Consider the following 19,483-nt stretch of genomic DNA (forward strand, 5'->3'; position numbering starts at 1 on the left):
GCGCGGTCTGGGCGTTCGCCCGGTCGCTAATCAACCACGTGGGTCGTGGCGACCTGTTTGAGCCAGGCTGCCGACTTCTTAAGGCGGCGCTTGTAGCCGTCCATGAGATCGACCTCGACAAAGCCATAGCGATTCTTAAAGGCATTGGCCCAAGACCAGTTATCGATGACGGCCCAATAGTGATAGCCCCGGCATTTGGCGCCCTCGGAGATTGCCTTGGCAACCCACTCCAGGTGTTGGCGCACAAAGTCGACTCGGTAGTCATCCTGGATGGTTCCTTCGGCGTCACGGTTCTTGTATTCGTCCATGATGCCGATGCCGTTCTCGGAAACGAACCACTCAAGATCGGGGTAGTTCTTAGCGCAGTCCATGCCAAAGTCGTAGAGGCCCTGCGGGTAGATCTCCCAGCCGCGGCTCTCGTTCATAACGGCGTCGGGCCACACGTACTCGTCGGCAAAGTGCGGCAGACCGTACTGGTCGATCTTGCTCGCCGGCGCCTGAACGCGCGTGGGGTGGTAGTAGTTGCAGCCGAGCCAGTCGACAACACCCTGTTTGAGAATCTCTTGGTCGCCGGCACGGAACGGGAGCTTAACGCCGCCCTCGGCCAGGCTGTCGAGCACATCGGCAGGAAGCTCGCCCTTGGTAATGAGGTCGAGCCACCAGCGATTGTTGATGCCGCTGGTCATACGCACGGCCTCGAGGTCTGCCTCGCTGGGATTTTCCTTGGTATAGACCGGGGTAAAGCAGTTGATCATGCCAATCTTGGCATCGGCGCGAATAGCGCCCTCGTCATAGGCCTTACGATAGTTGGCCACGGCCAGCGCATGTGCCAGCGAGATGTGATACTGCACGGTGCGGGCGCGGTTGAAGTCGTGGAGCTGCGGGAACCACACGCCCTCCTGATAGCGCTGCTCGGGCTCGACGATGGGCTCGTTAAAGGTGAACCAGTACTTAATCTCCTGGCCAAACTCGTGGAAGGCGACGTCGGCGTAATGCGCGTAAGCCTCGACGACCTCACGGCTCTCCCAGCCGCCACGGTTAAAGAGGTAGGTGGGCATGTCAAAGTGGTACAAGTTGACAAACGGCTCCAGGCCGGCCTCGCGAGAAGCGCGGAACAACTCGTGATACCACGCAGCGCCTTCCTCGTTGAGGTTGCCATCGGCATCGAGCAGACGGCTCCACTGGATGGAAGTGCGATAGGTATCCAGGCCCAAGTCCTTCAAAATGCGAAGGTCTTCCTGGTACTTGGTCATAAAGTCATTGCCGGCGTAAGAGCCAACGCGGTTGTAGAACGAACCCAGATCCTGGATGGACCAGGTGTCCCACAGGTTCTCGAGCTTGCCGCCCTGGTTCCACTGACCCTCAGTCTGCGGGCCGGACATAGCAGCGCCAAAGAAGAAGTCGTTGGGCAGCTGATACTGTGCCATCAAAGTCCTCGCTTTCGTGTTCTAGAGCTTCCGGTTGGAGACGGGTTTGCTTTGGCAGGTTATCCGGCGCGGGCGCGCACCGGTCATACCGATATCCAACCCGCCAAAACAAAACCGTCCCCAAACGGTCGATCCTGTTGTGCGGAAGGATTCCGTTCGTTGCTTAAACTATAGCGCTCTAATTTTAAAAGTAAAGCGTCTTTTTCTTTTTTCTTTCTCGAACTTCTCAGATAAAAGTAATATGGGTGCCCTGTTGAGGGTTATACTTACTTTTGTATTCATATATGTCGGAAAGGAGGTTCCATGATTCCCAAATACGAGGCGATAGCTGCAGATATTCGTCGAAGTATCGAGGATGGCGCTCTTAAACCGGGCGACAAGCTTCCCACCGTCGTTGAGTTCTGCGAGCTCTATAGCGTTTCCAAAATCACCGTCAAACGAGCTATTGAACAAATCACCGAGGAAGGTCTTATTACCAGCCGACGCGGATCGGGTACCTACGTTAAGGACACGGCAGGGCTTCCCGGCCAGGCGTTTTTCCAGGGCAAAAACGACCGTGCCCAGGGCTTTTCGTATGAGCACCGCGGGGAGAAGGTGACCTCGGTGGTCTACGATTTCTCGATTGTTAATCCACCAGCGGACATCGCAGCCCAGCTGGGAATTGCCGAGGATGACTTTGCCTATCACGTCGTGCGCGTGCGTCAGGCCGATGAGAAGCCTATCGTTATCGAGTACACCTACATGCCCCTCGAGCTGATTCCGGGGCTGAAAAAGAAGGACCTGTACGGATCGCTCTACCGCTTCATCCGAGAGCAATGCGGGCTGAAGATTTCGAGCTTTCACCGTACCATTCGCGCCGTGGCAGCAACCGAGGAAGAAGCCGAGCGTCTGGACACCAAACCTGGCTCTCCCCTGCTCGAGCTCACCCAGATTGGCTTTTTGGACAGCGGTGCCGCCTTTGAGTATTCGGTCTCGCGCAACGTTGGCGACCGCTTTGAGTTGCACAACGTAACGTTGGCATAGGTTTTATGGTCATACGGGCGCTCGTTTTGAGCAGTTTTACGCGGCGCCCGCGCAGCACAATGGGAGTATGAACATGTCCGATTTAATTAAACTGACGCCGATCTTCCACGAGAAGATCTGGGGCGGCCGTCAACTCAAAACCGTATTTGGTTACGACATTCCCGATGGTCCCATCGGTGAGTGTTGGGCCATCTCGGCCCACCCCAACGGTGACTGCCAGATTGCGGAGGGCCCGTATGCAGGCCACACGCTTTCGTGGCTGTGGGCCGAGCACCGCGAGCTCTTTGGCAACTGCGAGGGCAAGGAGTTCCCGCTGCTCATTAAGATTCTGGACGCCAAGGACGACCTTTCGATCCAGATTCATCCCAACGACGAGTACGCCGCCAAGCACGAGAACGGCAGCCTGGGCAAAACCGAGTGCTGGTATGTGCTGGATTGCGAGCCCGGCGCCACAATCATCGTCGGCCAGCGCGCGCAAGACCGCGCCGAGGCCGCACAGATGATCGAGGACGGCCGCTGGGACGATATGCTCAACGTACTGCCGATCCACAAGGGCGACTTTTTCCAGATTGATTCCGGTACCGTGCACGCCATCAAGACCGGCACGCTCATTTTGGAGACGCAGCAGTCGAGCGACGTGACGTATCGCCTGTACGACTACGACCGTCCCGGCACCGACGGCAAGCTGCGCCCGCTGCACATTGAACAGAGCCTCGACTGCATCGACTTTGATGCCCAGGCTCCGACCGACGGCACGGTGACCGCGCCCGAGGTGGACGGCGTGACCGAGCTCGAGTCCAACCCCTGCTACACCGTCGATCGCGTGCGCGTCGACGGCAGCAAAACCCTCGACCAGCGTTGGCCTTTCATGTGCCTGTCGGTCATCGACGGCGAAGGCACCATCTGCGGCGACCCCGTCCACAAGGGAAGCCACCTGCTGGCCCCCAGCACCGTGGACAAGATCGAGCTCGAGGGCAATATGGAACTGATCGTCAGCCACCTCTAGGTCGCAACAACAACCAAAACGAAACAAGGGGCTCCCCCGTTCTTCAACGGGGGAGCCCCTTGCCATGTCTAAGTATTCAGCCCACCCGGCTCTCCAGATCAAAAAGCGAACGAGCAGAGCGACGTTTGCAAGCAACGTTATCTAAGGACCTGGGCGGGCGTATGGGGCAACATCGATCGCGAGTTCCGCACGCAAAGGAGGCCACTTAATGTGGCCTCCGTCTTGCGCAGGACTGCCCGAGCAGGCGATGTTGCCCCATACGCCCGCCCGGGTCCGCCGAGACTACGACAGCTTGACGATCGGTGCAAAACCTTTCATTAGCTTTTTGGTCTGGCCGGTCTTTTCGAATTGAACCTCGATCATGTCTCCGACAACCGAGATCACGGTACCTGTGCCAAAGGTCTTGTGGCTCACGGTATCGCCTGCGGCAAAGTCCTGCGACGCGCTAGCGCGATCGACCTTGCGCTCCACCGTCGGGGACACCTTGGACGAGGGCTTTTTGGCCCGCGGCGCACCCGAGCCAAAGGTCGAGGCAACACGGCCGGCGTCAGGCGAGACCCCACGATGGCGCTCGGTCCCGTAACTGCTGCCGCCAAAGAAGTCGTCAAAGCTCGATCCACCGCGCGAAGCGGAACCGCCGGTCGAGCGCGTATGCGAACCGAATACCTTGCCGCCATACATATCCGAGCCCATGCCCGAGCCAAAGGTGCCGTGACGGTCGCCGCGCTTCTCCCAGCCCGTGCCTTCGAATCCGGCAGAACCGATGCCGCTAAATTCAATGTCCTCAAACGGAATCTCGTTGAGGAAGCGCGAGCGCGGGTTGGCAGAGGTCGAGCCGTAGGTGCGACGCGTTGCCGCATAGGTCAAGAACAGGCGCTTGCGAGCACGCGTGATGGCAACGTAGGCCAGGCGACGCTCCTCCTCGAGCTTGCCCGGATCATCGCTGCCGCCAAAATCGTGCACGTGCGGGAAGATGCCCTCCTCCATGCCGGCCACGAACACCGCCGGGAACTCCAGGCCCTTGGCGGAGTGGATGGTCATCATGGTGATGGCATGCGTCTCGCCTGCCAAAGAATCCAAGTCGGAGCGCAGGGCAAGCCACTCCATGAGAGCGGGCAGCGCCTTACAGGTGAGCGGACCGTAGGTGCGCTCGATCTCGTCGGCATGCACGGCGCCCGCCGGCATCTCCGTCGGCGCGGCATAGGCGTTACCCGCGATGGCAGCAGCCAGGGCATCCTGCGGCGAGAGCGCCGGGGCGGCCAGGCTATCGAGCGGGTTGGAACCAGCGGCGTCGCGAGCGCCGACCAGCGCCTCAAACGAGGATGCTGGGGCGGACGGTCCCGGCTCGGGCGCGGGCGCACTCACCACGACGGGCTCGGGCTCGGCACCGGCAGGCACGTCGGCGACACCGGCTGCGCGCAGCTCTTCCAAGCTCTCGAGCGTACCCTCGATATCCTCGTGCGTCTCCTCAAATTCGGCGGCGACGCCCAAGAATTCCTGGATGTTCTCGGCGCGGCTCTCGGATTCCATGGTGCCCTCGGCACGAAAAGCCTGCAGCAGGCCCGTCTTATCGACGATCATCTCGACGACGTCCTTGAGCTCGCCGTCCATGCGACGGCCCTCGCGCACCAGCGATACAAAGCTCGACAGGCCATTACGCACCTTGGCGCTAAACATGCCCGTCTCGGCCGTGGCGATCTCGCAAGCCTGGAAGAACGAACAGCGGTTGTCGCGCGCCAGCTGCTCGATCTTTTGAATCGAGGTGGAGCCGATGCCGCGGCGCGGCGTGTTGATGACGCGCTTGACGCTCATCTCGTCGGCCGGGTTCACGATCATCTTGAGGTAGGCCATGACGTCGCGGATCTCGGCACGGTCGAAGAATCGCGTGCCGCCCACGATCTTGTAGGGCACGCCCGCACGCAGGAACATATCTTCGAGAATACGCGACTGGGCGTTGGTGCGGTAGAACACGGCGATATCGTCGTAGCTCGTACCCTTGGCGTGCAGCTTTTCGATCTCGCCGGCAATCCAGCGGCCCTCATCGCGCTCGTCGCTCGCCTGGAAGGCTTGGATCTTCTCGCCATCGCCCTCGGCCGTAAACAGGCGCTTGTCCTTGCGCTGCGAGTTGTGGCGCACCACGGCGTTGGCAGCGCTCAGAATATGGCCCGTAGAGCGGTAGTTTTGCTCCAGCTTGACGGTCTTGCAGTTTTTAAAGTCCTTCTCAAAGTCCAGGATATTGGTGATGTCAGCACCACGCCAGCTATAAATGGACTGGTCGTCGTCGCCCACAACCATGAGGTTTTGGTACTTGGCGGCCAGCAGGTTGGCGATCTCGTACTGGACGTGGTTGGTGTCCTGGTACTCGTCGACGCTAATGTAGCGGAAGCGCTCCTGATACTTGTCGAGCACCTCGGGGCGGGTGCGCAGCAGCTCGAGCGTGCGCACGAGCAGGTCGTCGAAGTCCATCGCGTTGGCGGCGCGCAGGCGGCGCTCCAGCTCCAGGTAGACTTGCGCGGCCTTTTTGTCATTAGGGCTGTCGGCGGATTTGAGCATGTCCTCGGGCCCGATCATGGCGTTTTTAGCCGAGCTGATCTTGCTGCGGATCATGTTGATGGGGAACTGCTTTTGCTCGATGCCGAGCGTCTGCATAATGTCGCGCACCATGCGCTTTGAGTCGTCATCGTCGTAGATGGTGAACTGCCCGGTGTAGCCCAGCAGGTCGGCGTCCTCGCGCAGCATGCGCACACACATAGCGTGGAAGGTGCACACCCACATGCCGCGGGTGCCGCTGGGGATGAGCGCTGCCAGACGCTCGCGCATCTCGGCCGCGGCCTTGTTGGTAAACGTGATGGCCAGGACCTGCCAGGGCTTAACGCCCAGGTCGCCAAGCATATGCGCGATGCGGAAGGTCAGGACGCGGGTCTTGCCCGAGCCGGCGCCGGCAAGGACCAGCAGCGGGCCCTCGGTGGTCAGGACCGCCTCGCGCTGGGCGGGGTTCAGACTATCGATATCGACGAGCGGCTTGGCTGGTTTGGGCGCCGGAGCCGGGGCGTCGTAGATGTCGAGCGGAACGAGCTCGGGTTCCGGCGCGGCGGGGGCGGTGTACGCATCGAGCGGCACGGGTTCCGGCGCGGGCGGCACGGGTACCGCAGTGTTCTTTTCCCAGGGCAGGGGCTGGGTCATGGGCGACTCCTCATCTGACGGACGGCGCGCCTGCGGGCAGCGCCATAGTTTGAGCCGTACCAGTATACCGAGCCGCGCGGACACCGACGCAAATCACACCACGACTCCGTGCGCCGCCATCAGGCACGCCCCAGCGGATTTGGCGCAATGGGGTCAAGTTAGTCTGTACCACGTTGGTGCAAAGAAACCTGACCCCCGATGCACCAATCACGGAGCCACCGATGTCATGGTAACGGCAGCGAGCGGCGGCCAGAGCGAACAAATTGGCATGAAAAGAGGGCGGCATAGACCTTTTGGTCACGCCACCCTCTTTGAATGACAAGTTGTCGCTCTGGCCGCCGCGCAGCGTCAACCAAGTTACAGGCCGAGCATAGGCTCCAGGACGAAGAAGTACGCAAGCACCACGATACCCAGGACAATGCGGTAGACGCCGAAACATTTAAAGTCGTGACGGCGGACGAAGCCCATGAGCCACTTGATGGCGATAAGCGAAACCACGAAGGCGACGATGCAGCCCACGCCCAGGATGGCGATCTCGTTGGTGCCGAAGGTACCGCCCTTAACGAAGTACTTGACCAGCTTGAGCGCGCTCGCGCCAAACATGACGGGAATGGCCAGGAAGAACGTGAACTTAGACGCCACCGAGCGTGTGCAGCCCAGCAGCAGGCCGCCGATGATGGTGGAGCCGGAACGCGATGTGCCCGGCACCAGCGACAGAACCTGGAAGCAGCCAATACCCAGCGCAGTCTTCCAGCTTAGGTCCTCAAGCGTCGCAATGGAGCCAAAGTCGAGGTCTTCGTCATCGTTGCCCGAATCCTCAGCGGTAGCCGCGGCGGGTGCCGCAAAGTGCGCACCGGCGGGACGTCCGCCCGCCACCACAGCACGAGAACCAAGCGAACCGGCAAGAGCGGCCTGGTCGCGCTTGCTCGCGCGCCAGTTCTCAATCACGATAAACAGCACGCCGTACACAATGAGCGCCAACGCCACGACGGGAGCATTGTAGAAATGCTCCTCCATCCAGTCGTTGAGCGGCAGACCGATCGCCGCGGCGGGAATGCAGCCGAGCACAATCTTGCCCCACAGCACCCAGGTGTCGCGACGGCCCTCCTTGCCCTTGCTGGGCGAGAACGGGTTAAGGTCGTAGAAGAACAGGACGCAGACGGCCAAAATGGCGCCAAGCTGAATCACGACCAGGAACATATTCCAGAACGTCTCGCTCACGTTCATCTTGACGAACTCGTCCACCAAGATCATGTGACCCGTCGACGAAACGGGCAGCCATTCGGTGATGCCCTCGACCAGGCCCATGAAGGCAGATTTTAGAAGCTCGATAATATCCAAAGGGACCCCCTCGTTAGACACCCGCCGATATTGTTCTGCGGACGGTGCGGGCGATGTCCCATTATCAACCGTTGGCGGCGCGCCTGCGCCTACCCTTACCAAAAAACTCGCCCGTTCACAGAATTGCGAGCGGTCAAACCGAAATCCTTGGGTATAACTGCAACAAGATAAAGTGTCCGGCGGCCAACGCGCCCGCGCCCGCCCGACGCACGAGCCCCGCGCCCGTGCGATAGACCAAGGAGGAAACCATGAACGAGGGCTACACCAAGGTATTTGTTTCACTCGACGGTACTGAGCAGCAGGATTTTGTGCTCGCACGCGCCATCAAGGTCGCCGCGAACAACGGCGCTAAGCTGATCATCGGCCACGTTATCGACTCCACCGCGCTCGAGAGCGCCGGTTCCTATCCGGTCGACCTGGTCAACGGCTTGGAGGAGGCCTTTAACAACTCCATCGCCAAGCAGCTCGAGGAGGCCAAAGCCAATCCCGACATTCCCGAGGTCGAGGTCATGATTCGCACCGGCCGCATTCGTGAGACGCTCAAGGATGAGATGCTCGACGTGGTCAAGCCCGATCTGGTACTCTGCGGTGCCCGCGGCCTGTCCTCAATTAAGTACGCGCTACTGGGCTCGATTTCGACGTTCCTGCTACGCAATACGGACTGCGACATTCTGGTCGTGAAGTAGGTTCCTTCCCGTCGGCGCAAGGCCTGCGGGGTTATCACGCCGACGTCCTCGCCGCTTCGCGGCTGCGGGATGTCGGCTTAGATAACCCCTCCCGGCCTTGCGCCTTCGTCACCGTACTTCAACGAGTTGTCTGAATAGAGGAATGGTGTGCCGCCCCGTTTGGGGCGGCACGTTTTGTTTGGGGCGGCACGTTTTTGTTATAAGGCGATCCTGCTTAGACGAGCTTGCACTTCTGGAATGATCTTCTCGAACATTACCTCCGCCTCGGGAAAACCCTCTTCTTTGAGACCGCGCGCCGCGTCTCTTAGCGCGTCTGGAACCTCATTGCAGGTATCAGCAATCATTCCGGCGACAATTCCCCCGGGCAAACCCGCCTCAATCATTTGGCTCATCACCGACCCACGCGTTACGTCGTCAATCTTGCGGCTCCCACCAAACGAGACGCCCATCTCACGAACGAGACTGGGGTAAACCGTTGTGCACAGCACGTCATAGAGCGGCGCCAACCTCACCTGCTTCCAACTTTCGTCCCATACGAGCGACCAGTTCTTTAGATGGTTATCGCAGTTACCTACGGCATAGTCGAACAGCTGGTTATAGCCGACAAGGAACCTGTCCTCCATTTGATTCGTCGACGCCCTTCGCACCGCATCGACGATAAGCCCCAGGTAATTGACACCCGTCGGCTCATATTTAAGCTCACGCGAGATACCCTTGGCCTGACAAACATCTTCCTGGTGCAAACGGTACGGAATTGGCAATCCGTCAACCGAGCGTCCAGCATCAGGCGTTACTCGGTCAAATCGCTTCACGGCGATAATTGGCTCGGCATCCTCAACTCGGACAAGAAAACACTCTTCGGCCGATAGGTCCATCAGAGAGGCGGCTCTCACGCACATCGCTTCGCACACCGTCTCACCCGGGAACGTTTTCGATCCCGCCTTGAGAATGTGCGTGGATGGGGCCGCTCCATGAGGCAGGTACCATCCGCCACATGGGTCATCGCCCGTATGGTAGAGACCGACCTTCGCCTGAGCACCTGCAAGGGAGATTCGACTCTCTAGCGCTAAATCAAAAGCAACCTCCGCCGGCGCGTATGCCAGCCCGCTTAGCCGTTTCTCACCTATCTCTTCATAGCCCATTTCGAGACTGTCGGCCGAAGGCTCTCGCGTCAAAACCAGAGCGCCGACAGGTTCATCGCGGACTAAATCGAGCACCTTGAAGTAATCTCCGCGTTCCGCTCGCGCCCTTTTCTCAAGGTCCCTGTTGAGCTGCCCCTCCGGAATGATGCCAGAGAAAAAAGAGCCCGTTGCGTCCGGACTAAATGTCTCGGCCGACAACGGCAGCGAGATCGAAATCGGCGCCGCATCACCGCTCTGGAGATATTTGGGGCTATAGGTGAATGCCGGAAACCCCGCATGTTCCTCCAATATGCCAACCAGCTGGTAAGACCCATTAAACTCACGGTGAACGAACAGCGTGCCATCCATTACTTCCCCCTCACCTTCAGAATAAAATCAATATCCACGATGGAGGCGTAATCGAAAATGACACCAATTTCGACCGTTGTCCGCCCCCGTTCGATATCACCAATCACACGAAGGCTGCGACCCGTCATAGTCGCGACGTCACGTTGAGTCAAACCGAGCTCACGCCTTCTGAGCCTAAGGGCCTTCCCTATCTCGGCGGGATCGAAAACCGTGCGCTCCGAGAAAGCGACTTCCGACGGTTTGAGCCTGATGCGGCCATCCAGCTTTTTAATCGTTGTCACCGTTCTCATGACGCCTCCGGCTATATTCCTGTCCGTGAACATAGTATAAAACTGTAGCACTATGTTCATGTACGGGAATATAGTGTTGACTACATTAGCAATGTTCCCGTTCAGGAATATAGCTGCCGAAAAGCCTGATTTCTTCTTAAATGGGAAGATCCTGAACGGCTACGCCATACGACCTGACTACTCAAAGTATTGGAACTTGTTGGTCGAGAAGGCAAATGTTACGACAAAGCCTTCGCCGGAGTCGGATGCCGCGGTGACGTCGATGCCCATCTTGGAGCACAGGCGTGCCACCAGATAGAGGCCGATGCCCGTTGCGCGCTTGGTGGTGCGGCCGTTGTCGCCAGTAAAACCCTTCTCGAACACACGGGGCAGGTCGGCCGCGCTCACGCCACAGCCGTTGTCGGCAACGGTGAGCTCAATGCGCTCGCTCGCCAAGCCCTCGTCCAGCAACGCGCCCGAAAAAGCGATCTTCGCGCCGTCCTCACGCGCGTATTTAATGCTGTTCTGAATGAGCTGGCCCAGAATAAACTCGAGCCATTTCTCGTCGGTAAAGACCTCAAAGTCGAGGTTCTCGCACACCGGCGCCACGTGCGCCGCGATAAGCTCACGCGCATTGGCCTTGATTGCGCCCGTCACCAAGGTCTTGAGATCCCAGCGGCGAATCAGGTAGTCACGCTCCACGACTTCCGAGCGCGCATAGTACAGCGCCTGGTCGATATAGCGCTCCACGCGAGCCAGCTCACGGCCCAGGTCATCCACACGTGACAGGTCGTCTTCGCTGCCATCCAGGTTTTCCAAAATTAAATGGGCCGCCGCCAGGGGCAGCTTGGCCTCATGGACCCAGCTCTCGATATAGTCGCGATAGTCATCGGTCTGACGCCGGCCTTCGGCAACCTCGTCGCAGGCAGCCTTGCCCACCCGGCGCAAGACCTCGTACTCAAGCTCGCCCTCGGCATAGGTCGGGCATTGCACCATCTCCTGCACCCATGCGGGACTCTCGAGCTCCTCTGCCGCGCGCTCCAGCTGGCGCAGAAAACGACGGCGACGCGCGTACTCGATCACGATGCCGAGCATACCGAAGATAAAGGACACGCCAACCGCCACGACCACGATAGAAACGGGTGCGCCGGCGACCGTCAGCACAAAGCAGCTCAGCAGCACGCCGCACGTCCACACGGCGACGGGAAGCAGCGCATCTTTAAAGAACTTGGCAAACGACATAGCCGGCCCCTAGACCGAATAGCCTTGGCCGCGGTGCGTCGTCAAATACCCCTTGATGCCGATTTTTTCGAGCGTGGTGCGCAGGCGGTTGATGTTAACGGTAAGCGTGTTGTCGTCTACGAAGGCGTCGGAGTCCCACAGGTCCTGCATGATGGCCGAGCGCGAAACGATCTTGCCCGCGCGGCTCAGAAGCAGCGAGAGGATACGCAGTTCATTTTTGGTGAGCTCGGTGCTAGTGCCGGTTTGCGTATTGGTAACCATGGAGCGGGCGAGGTCAAGCTCCAGTCCCTTGTGGACGAGCGTACTGCGCTCGCCTGACGCCGCGGTGCGACGCAGCAAGGCATTGATGCGCGCCACGAGCACACGGGCGCTGTAGGGCTTGGGAACAAAGTCGTCCGCGCCGAGCGTCATGGCCATGACCTCGTCGATCTCGGTCGTGCGCGACGTGAGGACGATGATGGGAACCTCGGATTCGCGGCGAACCTCGTGGCAGATATGCTGGCCGTCCTCGACGGGAAGCGTGAGGTCGAGCAGCACCAGGTCGGGCGCGGCGGCGAGAATATCGCGCGAGACATGCTCGAACGATTCGCAGGTCTCGATTTCAAACCCGGCGCGGTCAAGGATGTCAACAAGCTCGCGACGAATGGGTTCATCGTCCTCAACGATATAGATTAGCGCCATGGATTCCGCTCCCCTCTTGGTTGTCTTGCCCCATTATGACCGCGGAGCCGCAGGTACGCGCCTCGCGTGTCACCAAGGTGACAGAACTGTTCGCGAACGAAAACGCTTGGCTCGTCCCTCGCTCGCAACTGGCGCGGGAATCAAATGATTATTAAATCCCCGTCCCAGAAAAATCATTTAGCGGCGGGCGCGGAGCTTTTCGTAGCCGTCGGCGAAGAAGGCGACCGTCGCGGCGTCGGCCTCGGCAGCGTCCGTCTCGGTTGCGGGAACCACGCCGTGCTCGTCACTCACCAGGAACAGCGCGCCCTTGAGCTGCGCGGGAATGTCCACGCGCGTGACCGGGATGCCCTTGGTCTGGGCCAGCTGCCCGATGAGCGTCGCCGTGCCGCACAGACACTCGTCCGCCGGTGCCACAAAGGCCAGCTCGCCGTTGTTGACGGCGGCGAGCAGCTCGGGCGCCACGCCGGTCTCGTCGGCCTCGGAGCGGGCCTCGGCGGAGCGGGCACGCAGCGCCTTGGCCGACGTATCGGCCAGCGGCTCGTACTCCCCCACCGTCATGGCGGCGTTGCCGTTGACGTCAATCACCAGCATGAGTACGCCGTCGCGCGCGGTGTAATCGCCCTCGGCAAGCGACCACTCAACGTGCTGTTTGGCCCAGCTGAGCATGTTATGGGTAAGTGGCTCGCCCTGCACCAGACGCTCGGACAGCGCGCGGATGTGACGGTTGAGCATGGGCACCTTTTTGTTGGACATGCGCCAACGGCAGATGAGCGCGGGCTTGTCGAGCGTGAACTTCTCGACCGCCTCCTGATTGGCGCAAAAGTCCTCGTACGCACGCTGATCCTCGGCATTGCCAAACAGCTCGGCATCATCAATCTGGGGCATGGTTGTACCTTTCGTGTTAGTCATTCCGTCCTCTTATACCAAAAAGACGGCCCTCCAAACGGAGCGACCGTCTTTTGCGGAGATTATTTTGTCCCGGAGCAAAACTTAGTGGCGGAAATGCCTGGCACCGGTGAAGACCATCGCGATGCCATGCTCATTGCAGGCCTGGATGCTCTCGTCGTCGCGCTTGGAGCCGCCGGGCTGGATGATGCAGGTCACGCCATGTGCAGCAAGCACGTCGACGTTGTCGCGGAACGGGAAGAATGCGTCGCTTGCGCAGGCAAAGCCGCCCTTCTCCACGCCCTCGCGCTCGCAGAAGTCCTCGGCACGCTCGCAGGCCAGCAGCGCAGAATCCACGCGGTTGGGCTGACCCGGACCCATGCCAATGCCGGCCTTACCCTTGGAGACCAGGATGGCGTTGGACTTAACGCCCTTGCAGACCTTCCAGGCAAACTCGAGCTCGGCCATCTCGGCGTCGGTGGGCTTGCGGTCGGTGGGGAACGTAAAGGTCGCGGGATCCTCGGTCACGTGGTCGACTTCCTGCACCAGCATGCCGCCATCGATGGAGCGCAGCTCCACCTGGGCGCCGTGGTCCACGCCGCCGGTCGCCAGCACGCGCAGGTTGGGGCGCTTGGCCATGCGCTCGAGCGCCTCGGCAGTGTAGCTCGGGGCGATGATGACCTCGACGAACTGCTTGTTCTGGTCGGCGAAATGCTCAACCAGCTCATAGGGAACCTCGCGGTTGCAGGCGATGATGCCGCCAAAGGCGCTCTTGGGATCGCAGGCGAAGGCGCGGTCGTAGGCTGCCGTGATGTCCTCGGCAACGGCGGAACCGCAGGGGTTCTGATGCTTGAGAATCACGCAGGCCGGCTCATCGAACTCGCGGACCAAGTTCCAGGCGGCATCGGCATCCAGATAGTTGTTGTAGCTGAGCGGCTTGCCCTGGATCTGCTCGGAGCCCACGAGCGGGAACTGCGAGCTCGCGGTGTTCTCGCAGCCCTCGGCAAAGCGATAGACCGTAGCCTTCTGCTGCGGGTTCTCGCCATAGCGCAGGTCGTCGACCTTCTCCAGTGAGATCTCGAGCTTGGCAGAGGTGTCCGCCACGTCGCTTGCCTGGGCGGCAAGCCAACGGGAGATGGCCGTGTCGTAGGCGGCGGTAGTCTGGTAGACCTTCACCTGCAGGCGACGACGGGTGGAAAGCGTGGTGCAGCCACCGGTCTCGCGCATCTCGGCCAGGACGGCATCATAGTCGGCCGGGTCGGAAATGACGGTAACGCTCGCGGCGTTCTTAGCGGCAGAGCGCAGCATGGAGGGACCACCGATATCGATGTGCTCGATGGCATCCGCGAAGGTGACCTCGGGGTTGGCGACGGTCTTCTCAAACTCGTACAGGTTGACGACGACCAGGTCGATCAGCTTAATGCCGTGCTGAGCGGCCTCCTGCATGTGCTGCTCGGAATCACGACGGGCAAGCAGCGCGCCGTGAACCTTGGGATGCAGCGTCTTGACGCGGCCGTCCATCATCTCGGGATAGCCCGTAAACTCCTCGATGGGGGTTACGGGAACGCCCGCGTCCTCGATGGCACGAGCCGTGCCGCCCGTAGAGATGATCTCGACGCCAAAGTCGTCAACCAGCGTCCGTGCGAAATCGACGACGCCCGTCTTATCGGTAACCGAGATCAACGCGCGTGCGATCTTCACATCAGATCCCATGCAGTCCTCCTGTCTGGTACGCCGCCGTGCTCTGTGAGTCGGTGATACGTCGATCTGCAGCGCTCGCGCAGCGGCATTGAAAATACTGATTTAATGTAGCGCATCGAGCGCGACGATGCACCCCGCAACGCACGGCTGTGCAGAAAAAGCTTCGAGCGGGGGGTTGCAGGAGCGCCACTGGGCACGGTGAGTTGATGGAACACAGGGGCACCATAATTAGATGCCAACGGCGTGGTAGAACTGTGCTCGATATGCATCCGCAATAGAAAGAGGCACCATGGTCTCGCGGGTTCTCTACCGACCGTTTGATACCGAAGATTTCGACGCCATCGCGCTGATCTTGCAGCAGCTTTGGCACAACAACTCGGATAACGATGAGTACAACCGCCTCGAAGCTGCGTGCGATCTTGCCTACTGCCTTTCTTCCTCGACGTTTTCGCAGGTTGCCGTAATCGACGGTCAGGCGCGTGGCATTGCGCTCGCGCGTGCGGGACAGAGCTCCGGCGCCACCGTCAAGGAACATTGGATGGACACCGAACGCGCGCTGCTTTCGCAGATGCGCGAGCTGGAGCCCGATGCCTGCGCCGAGTATCTCTCGTTTGTGCGCGCAACCATCCGAACCAACAACCGCCTGCTCGAGAGCAGCCCGTTGCCGCACGACAACGAGGTCACACTGCTTGCCGTGGATCGCGACGTCCACGGCCTGGGCGTCGGCACGGTTCTGCTCGACGCCGCAATCTCGCATCTGTCCTCGCTTGGAGCGACGAGGGCGCACCTGTACACCGACTCCAACTGCTCGTGGAAGTTCTACGAGCTGCACGGCTTTAAGCGCACGGCCACGCACCGCGCCAACCGCGAGGAACGCCGCCACGCCATGCCGCGCGAAAGCTTCCTCTACGAGCTGGACCTAACCGTCTAGGCCCAGCAGCCGCACCTAGTCGTTGGGGACGTTCTTAAATGACTAGTCGCTGGGGACAGTCTTCGTAGGTAGCGCAAAAAAGGGGATGGACTTTCCCCGACGGCTGTCGAGAAAAACCCATCCCATAGCTTACGACCGCTAGAACGTTCCGCCGCCGCCTCCGCCGACGCCGCCGCCTCCGCCGCCCGAGAAGCCGCCGCCTCCGCCGCCACCCGAACTGTCCGAGCTCGATGCGAGCTCACGGATGCTCTCGTGATACACGCCGTCGAACGAATCCATCGGCGACTCGTTACCGTAATGATGGTAGTACCACCAGTAACAGGGGTAATTGTCGTAGAAGCCGTCGGCCTCGCGCACCTCGGGCGGCACGGCCTCGGCAAGCTGACGCAGGACTTCCTTCGAAACGCCCAGCGCCGCACCCATCACCAGAAGTTTATTCCACAGGACCAGATCGCCGGGGACGGCTTCCTTTAAGCGCGTGAAGTCCTCGAGCCAATGCTTAAGTGCCTTGCAGCGAGCCGCCACCTCGGCGCCCTCCGGCGTGTAACGGCGGAAGGTGCAGCTCAGGACAAAGCCCACGATCGTGACGGGAATCGAGATCATAGCGGCGCCGACGTTGGCGTCCGCAAAGTCGGTATAGATCAGAGAGCCCAGAATGCCAAAGACAATGATGATGCCGAGAACCAGGCCGGCCACCATCGCGATAGTGCCATCCGATGCGATAAACTCGCGCGCCTCCAGCTTGCCCTTAACCGTGCTCTGATAGTCCTCGAGCTTGTCGCCAACAGATGTGGTGCGCTCGCTAGCGTACTCCTCCAGCTCGCTAAACGTGCGCGAACGGACTCCGTCCTTATCGGGCTTAACGCCGGCGAAGAAGACCTTGAGCACATCGCGATCGATGCCGTCCTTCTTGGCAGCCTTCCAGGCCTCGTCGGTCACCGTGATGCGATACGTCTGCTCCTCTTTTTCGCGACGGAGCAGGCCCTTCTTCTTGGCCTCGGTCGCTTCTTCCAGCTTGATCACGCGGTCGTCGGTCAGCTTCATCAGCGTGGCGATATATGCCTGATCGGGCACGTTGTTCCAGCTCATAAGAGCTGCAAGCACCGCGGGATGGTCGGCGGAGGGCACATCGCGGAAGTACTCGTCTTGGAAGAGCGGCTTGGGCTTGGGCCTGCGTAGCTTGAGCACAACGATTGTGCCGGTAAAGGCCACCGCCGCGACAACACTTAGCACGGCAAGCGCATTGGCAATCATGCGAGCGTGAGCGCGACGGGCGTTAGCTTCGTCGGCCCATTCCTTCTCTTCGCTCAGGATCGTTGACATGCGCTCTTCGCCCGAAGCGGCAAGCTGCGGTACCCAGTCGCTGGGGAAGGCGATGCGTGCCTCGGCGAATTCGCCCTGATGCACGCAGGGAATGGTATAGGTGACCATGGGCTCGTCCGCATCGAGCGACACGTCGCCCGTCAGCGGGCCGTGGCCCCATGCACGGAAGTTATCGCCCTTGACGGCCGCCGTCCCGGCAGCGGCATTTGCGAAGTACACTTCCATCTCGACATCATCGGAATCCGCGGACCAGCCGTCGCCCACAAACTTCCAGTAGAGCTCGGCGGTATCGGACCAGTTCATAACCGCACCGGTCATGGTGTAGCTCACGTAATAGATCGCGCTGTCACCGCTCTCGTGGGGGCTGAACACCTTGATTCTTACACCGTCACCAGTCTGCTCGACCGTGTAGACGCCAGAGTCACCCTTGTTCGCGCTATCGACTTTGTTGAACGCGGTGTCGTCTTCCTCGACGCTCAGCACATCGACGCCCGCCGCGGCGCTCTGCTGGTTAGAGCCTGTATTGATCTCCCAAAACACGCCGTTGATGTCGTCATCGAAATCAAACTGGCGTCCCTCGACAACGGTCAGCGAGCCGTCGGCCTCGACCGTGGCGCCGATATAGGTTTGGGTCATGGAGTAGCCGTCGGCGCACGCGGCGGCGGGAAGCAGCAGCAACGCAAACGCGACAAACGCGCAGACGGAAACGAATCGCGCAAACAAGCGGCGCTGCCGGCAGGCATTGGCAACGGGGGCGTTCATAGGCACATCCTTTGTCTGTAAAACCAACATCGCCATTGTCCCACGTTTGCGGGCGCACATGACGAATATCTGGGCCAACGGAACGTCAAATGGGACAAAAGTCCCACCCGAGTCTGGCACTTAGGGACGTTCCTTATCTGCCGGCAGTTTGGAACAGTCCTTGGCATGGCCTGCGCCAACGATAGATACCACTTCACAGCTCCGTCACAGGTGTAGCGGCTTTGTGTGGGCGCGGCATACGCTGATTGAGCCGCTAGCCGAGGGGCATAAAGCAATTGAGCGAAAACGGTTTGCCCCTTTGCCGTTCGCTCGAGGATCATGTCCCCCTTTTCCGCGGAAACCCCGGCAGTTGCGAAGAGCTGCCGGGGTTTCTGTCGTCTAAGGTGCCGAGTTGATGGACAGGAATCAAAGCGTCGAGTCTGCGGACTGCCATACGCAATGCGGGGCCTCGACAACTTGCGAGCCACAGAATCGCCTTCTCTACCGTGCCCCGCGCTATACTCGTCCGCATGGATATCAACGCACGCAACATAGCAACGCCCGCCGCGGACGCGCCAACTACGCGGCCCGCCTCCGTTCCCGCGCCCGTCGTGGGGCGCTTTGCCCCGTCGCCATCGGGCCGCATGCACCTGGGCAACGTGTTCAGTTGCCTGTGCGCGTGGCTTTCGGCCCGCAGCCAAGGCGGCAGCATCGTGTTGCGCATCGAGGACCTGGACGATCGCTGTAAGCGCCCGGAACTTGCCGCCCAGCTCATCGACGACCTAGCCTGGCTGGGGCTGGAGTGGGACGAAGGCCCCTACTACCAGCACGATCGCCTCGACCTGTACGAGAGCGCCTTGCGCCAGCTGCAAGACGCCGGCCTCACCTACCCCTGCTTTTGCACGCGCGCCGAGCTCCACGCCGCGAGCGCGCCGCACGCCAGCGACGGCACGCCCATCTACCGCGGCGCCTGCCGAGGCCTTTCGGCCGAAGAGGTCGCCCGCCGCAGTGCCCTGCGTGCTCCGGCCACGCGCCTGCGCGTGCCCGCCGTCGACGACCTCGCGGGCGACGTAATCGAATTCGTTGACCGCACGTACGGGGCCCAATGCGAGGCGCTCGCCACCGAGTGCGGCGACTTTTTGGTGCGCCGCAGCGACGGCGTGTTTGCCTATCAGCTAGCCGTGGTGGTCGACGACGCCGCCATGGGCGTCACCGAGGTCGTGCGCGGATGTGACCTGCTGGGCTCCACGCCGCGCCAAATCTACCTGCAGCATCTGCTGGGACTTCCCACGCCGCACTACGCGCACATTCCGCTGCTCATGTCGCCGGACGGCCGCCGCCTTTCCAAGCGCGATCGCGATCTGGACCTGGGCGAGCTCCGCGCCCGCTTTGGCACACCCGAGGCACTACTGGGCTGGCTCGCTGGGCAAACGGGCATCGCACCGGACACCACACCGCGCTCTGCCGAGCAGCTGGTCGAGCACTTTAGCTGGGACGTCATCCGCGCGCACCGGGAAAACATCACTGTAACGGTCGAGTAGTCAGCCACCCCGC

The 19,483-nt window shown here is 60.7% G+C and carries 15 protein-coding genes; 5 read left to right on the forward strand and 10 right to left on the reverse strand.

Going from position 1 to position 19,483, the window contains the following annotated elements:
- Positions 1-26 precede the first annotated feature (26 nt).
- The gene (locus ACEXKH_RS04635; protein ID WP_373573245.1) at positions 27-1,427 is read right to left on the reverse strand and encodes a glycoside hydrolase family 1 protein; all 1,401 of its coding nucleotides are present in this window, start codon (positions 1,425-1,427) and stop codon (positions 27-29) included.
- Between the two features lie 303 nt (positions 1,428-1,730).
- On the opposite strand from ACEXKH_RS04635, the gene ACEXKH_RS04640 reads away from it, so the two are divergent.
- Both ACEXKH_RS04640 and manA read left to right on the forward strand, forming a co-directional pair.
- Positions 1,731-2,450, forward strand: a complete 720-nt coding sequence (locus ACEXKH_RS04640) for a GntR family transcriptional regulator (RefSeq protein WP_373573246.1) — start codon at positions 1,731-1,733, stop codon at positions 2,448-2,450.
- 73 nt (positions 2,451-2,523) lie between these two features.
- Positions 2,524-3,456: a mannose-6-phosphate isomerase, class I gene (gene manA, locus ACEXKH_RS04645; RefSeq protein WP_373573247.1), complete on the forward strand. Its 933-nt coding sequence runs from the start codon at positions 2,524-2,526 to the stop codon at positions 3,454-3,456.
- Between the two features lie 282 nt (positions 3,457-3,738).
- Here manA and ACEXKH_RS04650 read toward each other — a convergent pair whose 3' ends face one another.
- The gene (locus tag ACEXKH_RS04650) at positions 3,739-6,639 is read right to left on the reverse strand and encodes an ATP-dependent helicase (protein ID WP_373573248.1); all 2,901 of its coding nucleotides are present in this window, start codon (positions 6,637-6,639) and stop codon (positions 3,739-3,741) included.
- 357 nt (positions 6,640-6,996) lie between these two features.
- Positions 6,997-7,980, reverse strand: a complete 984-nt coding sequence (locus ACEXKH_RS04655; protein ID WP_373573249.1) for an undecaprenyl-diphosphate phosphatase — start codon at positions 7,978-7,980, stop codon at positions 6,997-6,999.
- Between the two features lie 248 nt (positions 7,981-8,228).
- Between ACEXKH_RS04655 and ACEXKH_RS04660 the strand changes: the two genes are divergently transcribed.
- The gene (locus ACEXKH_RS04660) at positions 8,229-8,666 is read left to right on the forward strand and encodes a universal stress protein (protein ID WP_055285548.1); all 438 of its coding nucleotides are present in this window, start codon (positions 8,229-8,231) and stop codon (positions 8,664-8,666) included.
- 197 nt (positions 8,667-8,863) lie between these two features.
- Here ACEXKH_RS04660 and ACEXKH_RS04665 read toward each other — a convergent pair whose 3' ends face one another.
- The 6 genes from ACEXKH_RS04665 to purH all read right to left on the reverse strand — a co-directional run bounded on the left by ACEXKH_RS04665 (position 8,864) and on the right by purH (position 14,946).
- Positions 8,864-10,156 carry a HipA domain-containing protein gene (locus ACEXKH_RS04665; RefSeq protein WP_373573250.1) on the reverse strand — a complete coding sequence of 431 codons (1,293 nt, stop codon included), beginning with the start codon at positions 10,154-10,156 and terminating at the stop codon, positions 8,864-8,866.
- Entirely contained in the window at positions 10,156-10,446 is a 291-nt protein-coding gene (locus ACEXKH_RS04670) for a helix-turn-helix domain-containing protein (RefSeq protein ID WP_349070469.1), read from the reverse strand. Before ACEXKH_RS04670 ends, ACEXKH_RS04665 begins: the two co-directional genes overlap by 1 nt.
- Before the next feature lie 177 nt (positions 10,447-10,623).
- Positions 10,624-11,667: a sensor histidine kinase gene (locus ACEXKH_RS04675; RefSeq protein ID WP_373573251.1), complete on the reverse strand. Its 1,044-nt coding sequence runs from the start codon at positions 11,665-11,667 to the stop codon at positions 10,624-10,626.
- Between the two features lie 9 nt (positions 11,668-11,676).
- Positions 11,677-12,348, reverse strand: coding sequence for a response regulator transcription factor (locus ACEXKH_RS04680; protein WP_373573252.1), 672 nt, complete (start codon positions 12,346-12,348; stop codon positions 11,677-11,679).
- A 177-nt stretch (positions 12,349-12,525) separates the two neighbouring features.
- On the reverse strand, positions 12,526-13,233 hold the full coding sequence (locus tag ACEXKH_RS04685) for a hypothetical protein (RefSeq protein WP_373573253.1): 708 nt from the start codon (positions 13,231-13,233) through the stop codon (positions 12,526-12,528).
- 105 nt (positions 13,234-13,338) lie between these two features.
- The gene (purH, locus tag ACEXKH_RS04690) at positions 13,339-14,946 is read right to left on the reverse strand and encodes a bifunctional phosphoribosylaminoimidazolecarboxamide formyltransferase/IMP cyclohydrolase (protein ID WP_117654896.1); all 1,608 of its coding nucleotides are present in this window, start codon (positions 14,944-14,946) and stop codon (positions 13,339-13,341) included.
- A 277-nt stretch (positions 14,947-15,223) separates the two neighbouring features.
- On the opposite strand from purH, the gene ACEXKH_RS04695 reads away from it, so the two are divergent.
- A complete protein-coding gene (locus tag ACEXKH_RS04695) occupies positions 15,224-15,865 on the forward strand; it encodes a GNAT family N-acetyltransferase (RefSeq protein ID WP_373117888.1) in 642 nt (213 codons plus the stop codon).
- 138 nt (positions 15,866-16,003) lie between these two features.
- Here ACEXKH_RS04695 and ACEXKH_RS04700 read toward each other — a convergent pair whose 3' ends face one another.
- Positions 16,004-17,950, reverse strand: coding sequence for a DUF2207 family protein (locus ACEXKH_RS04700; protein WP_373117886.1), 1,947 nt, complete (start codon positions 17,948-17,950; stop codon positions 16,004-16,006).
- 509 nt (positions 17,951-18,459) lie between these two features.
- Here ACEXKH_RS04700 and gluQRS point away from each other — a divergent pair.
- Positions 18,460-19,470, forward strand: coding sequence for a tRNA glutamyl-Q(34) synthetase GluQRS (gene gluQRS / locus ACEXKH_RS04705; RefSeq protein ID WP_373117884.1), 1,011 nt, complete (start codon positions 18,460-18,462; stop codon positions 19,468-19,470).
- Positions 19,471-19,483: the final 13 nt, after the last annotated feature.

Origin of the sequence: Collinsella aerofaciens ATCC 25986 (assembly GCF_964259375.1) — a bacterium.
GTDB lineage: Bacteria > Actinomycetota > Coriobacteriia > Coriobacteriales > Coriobacteriaceae > Collinsella > Collinsella aerofaciens_BO.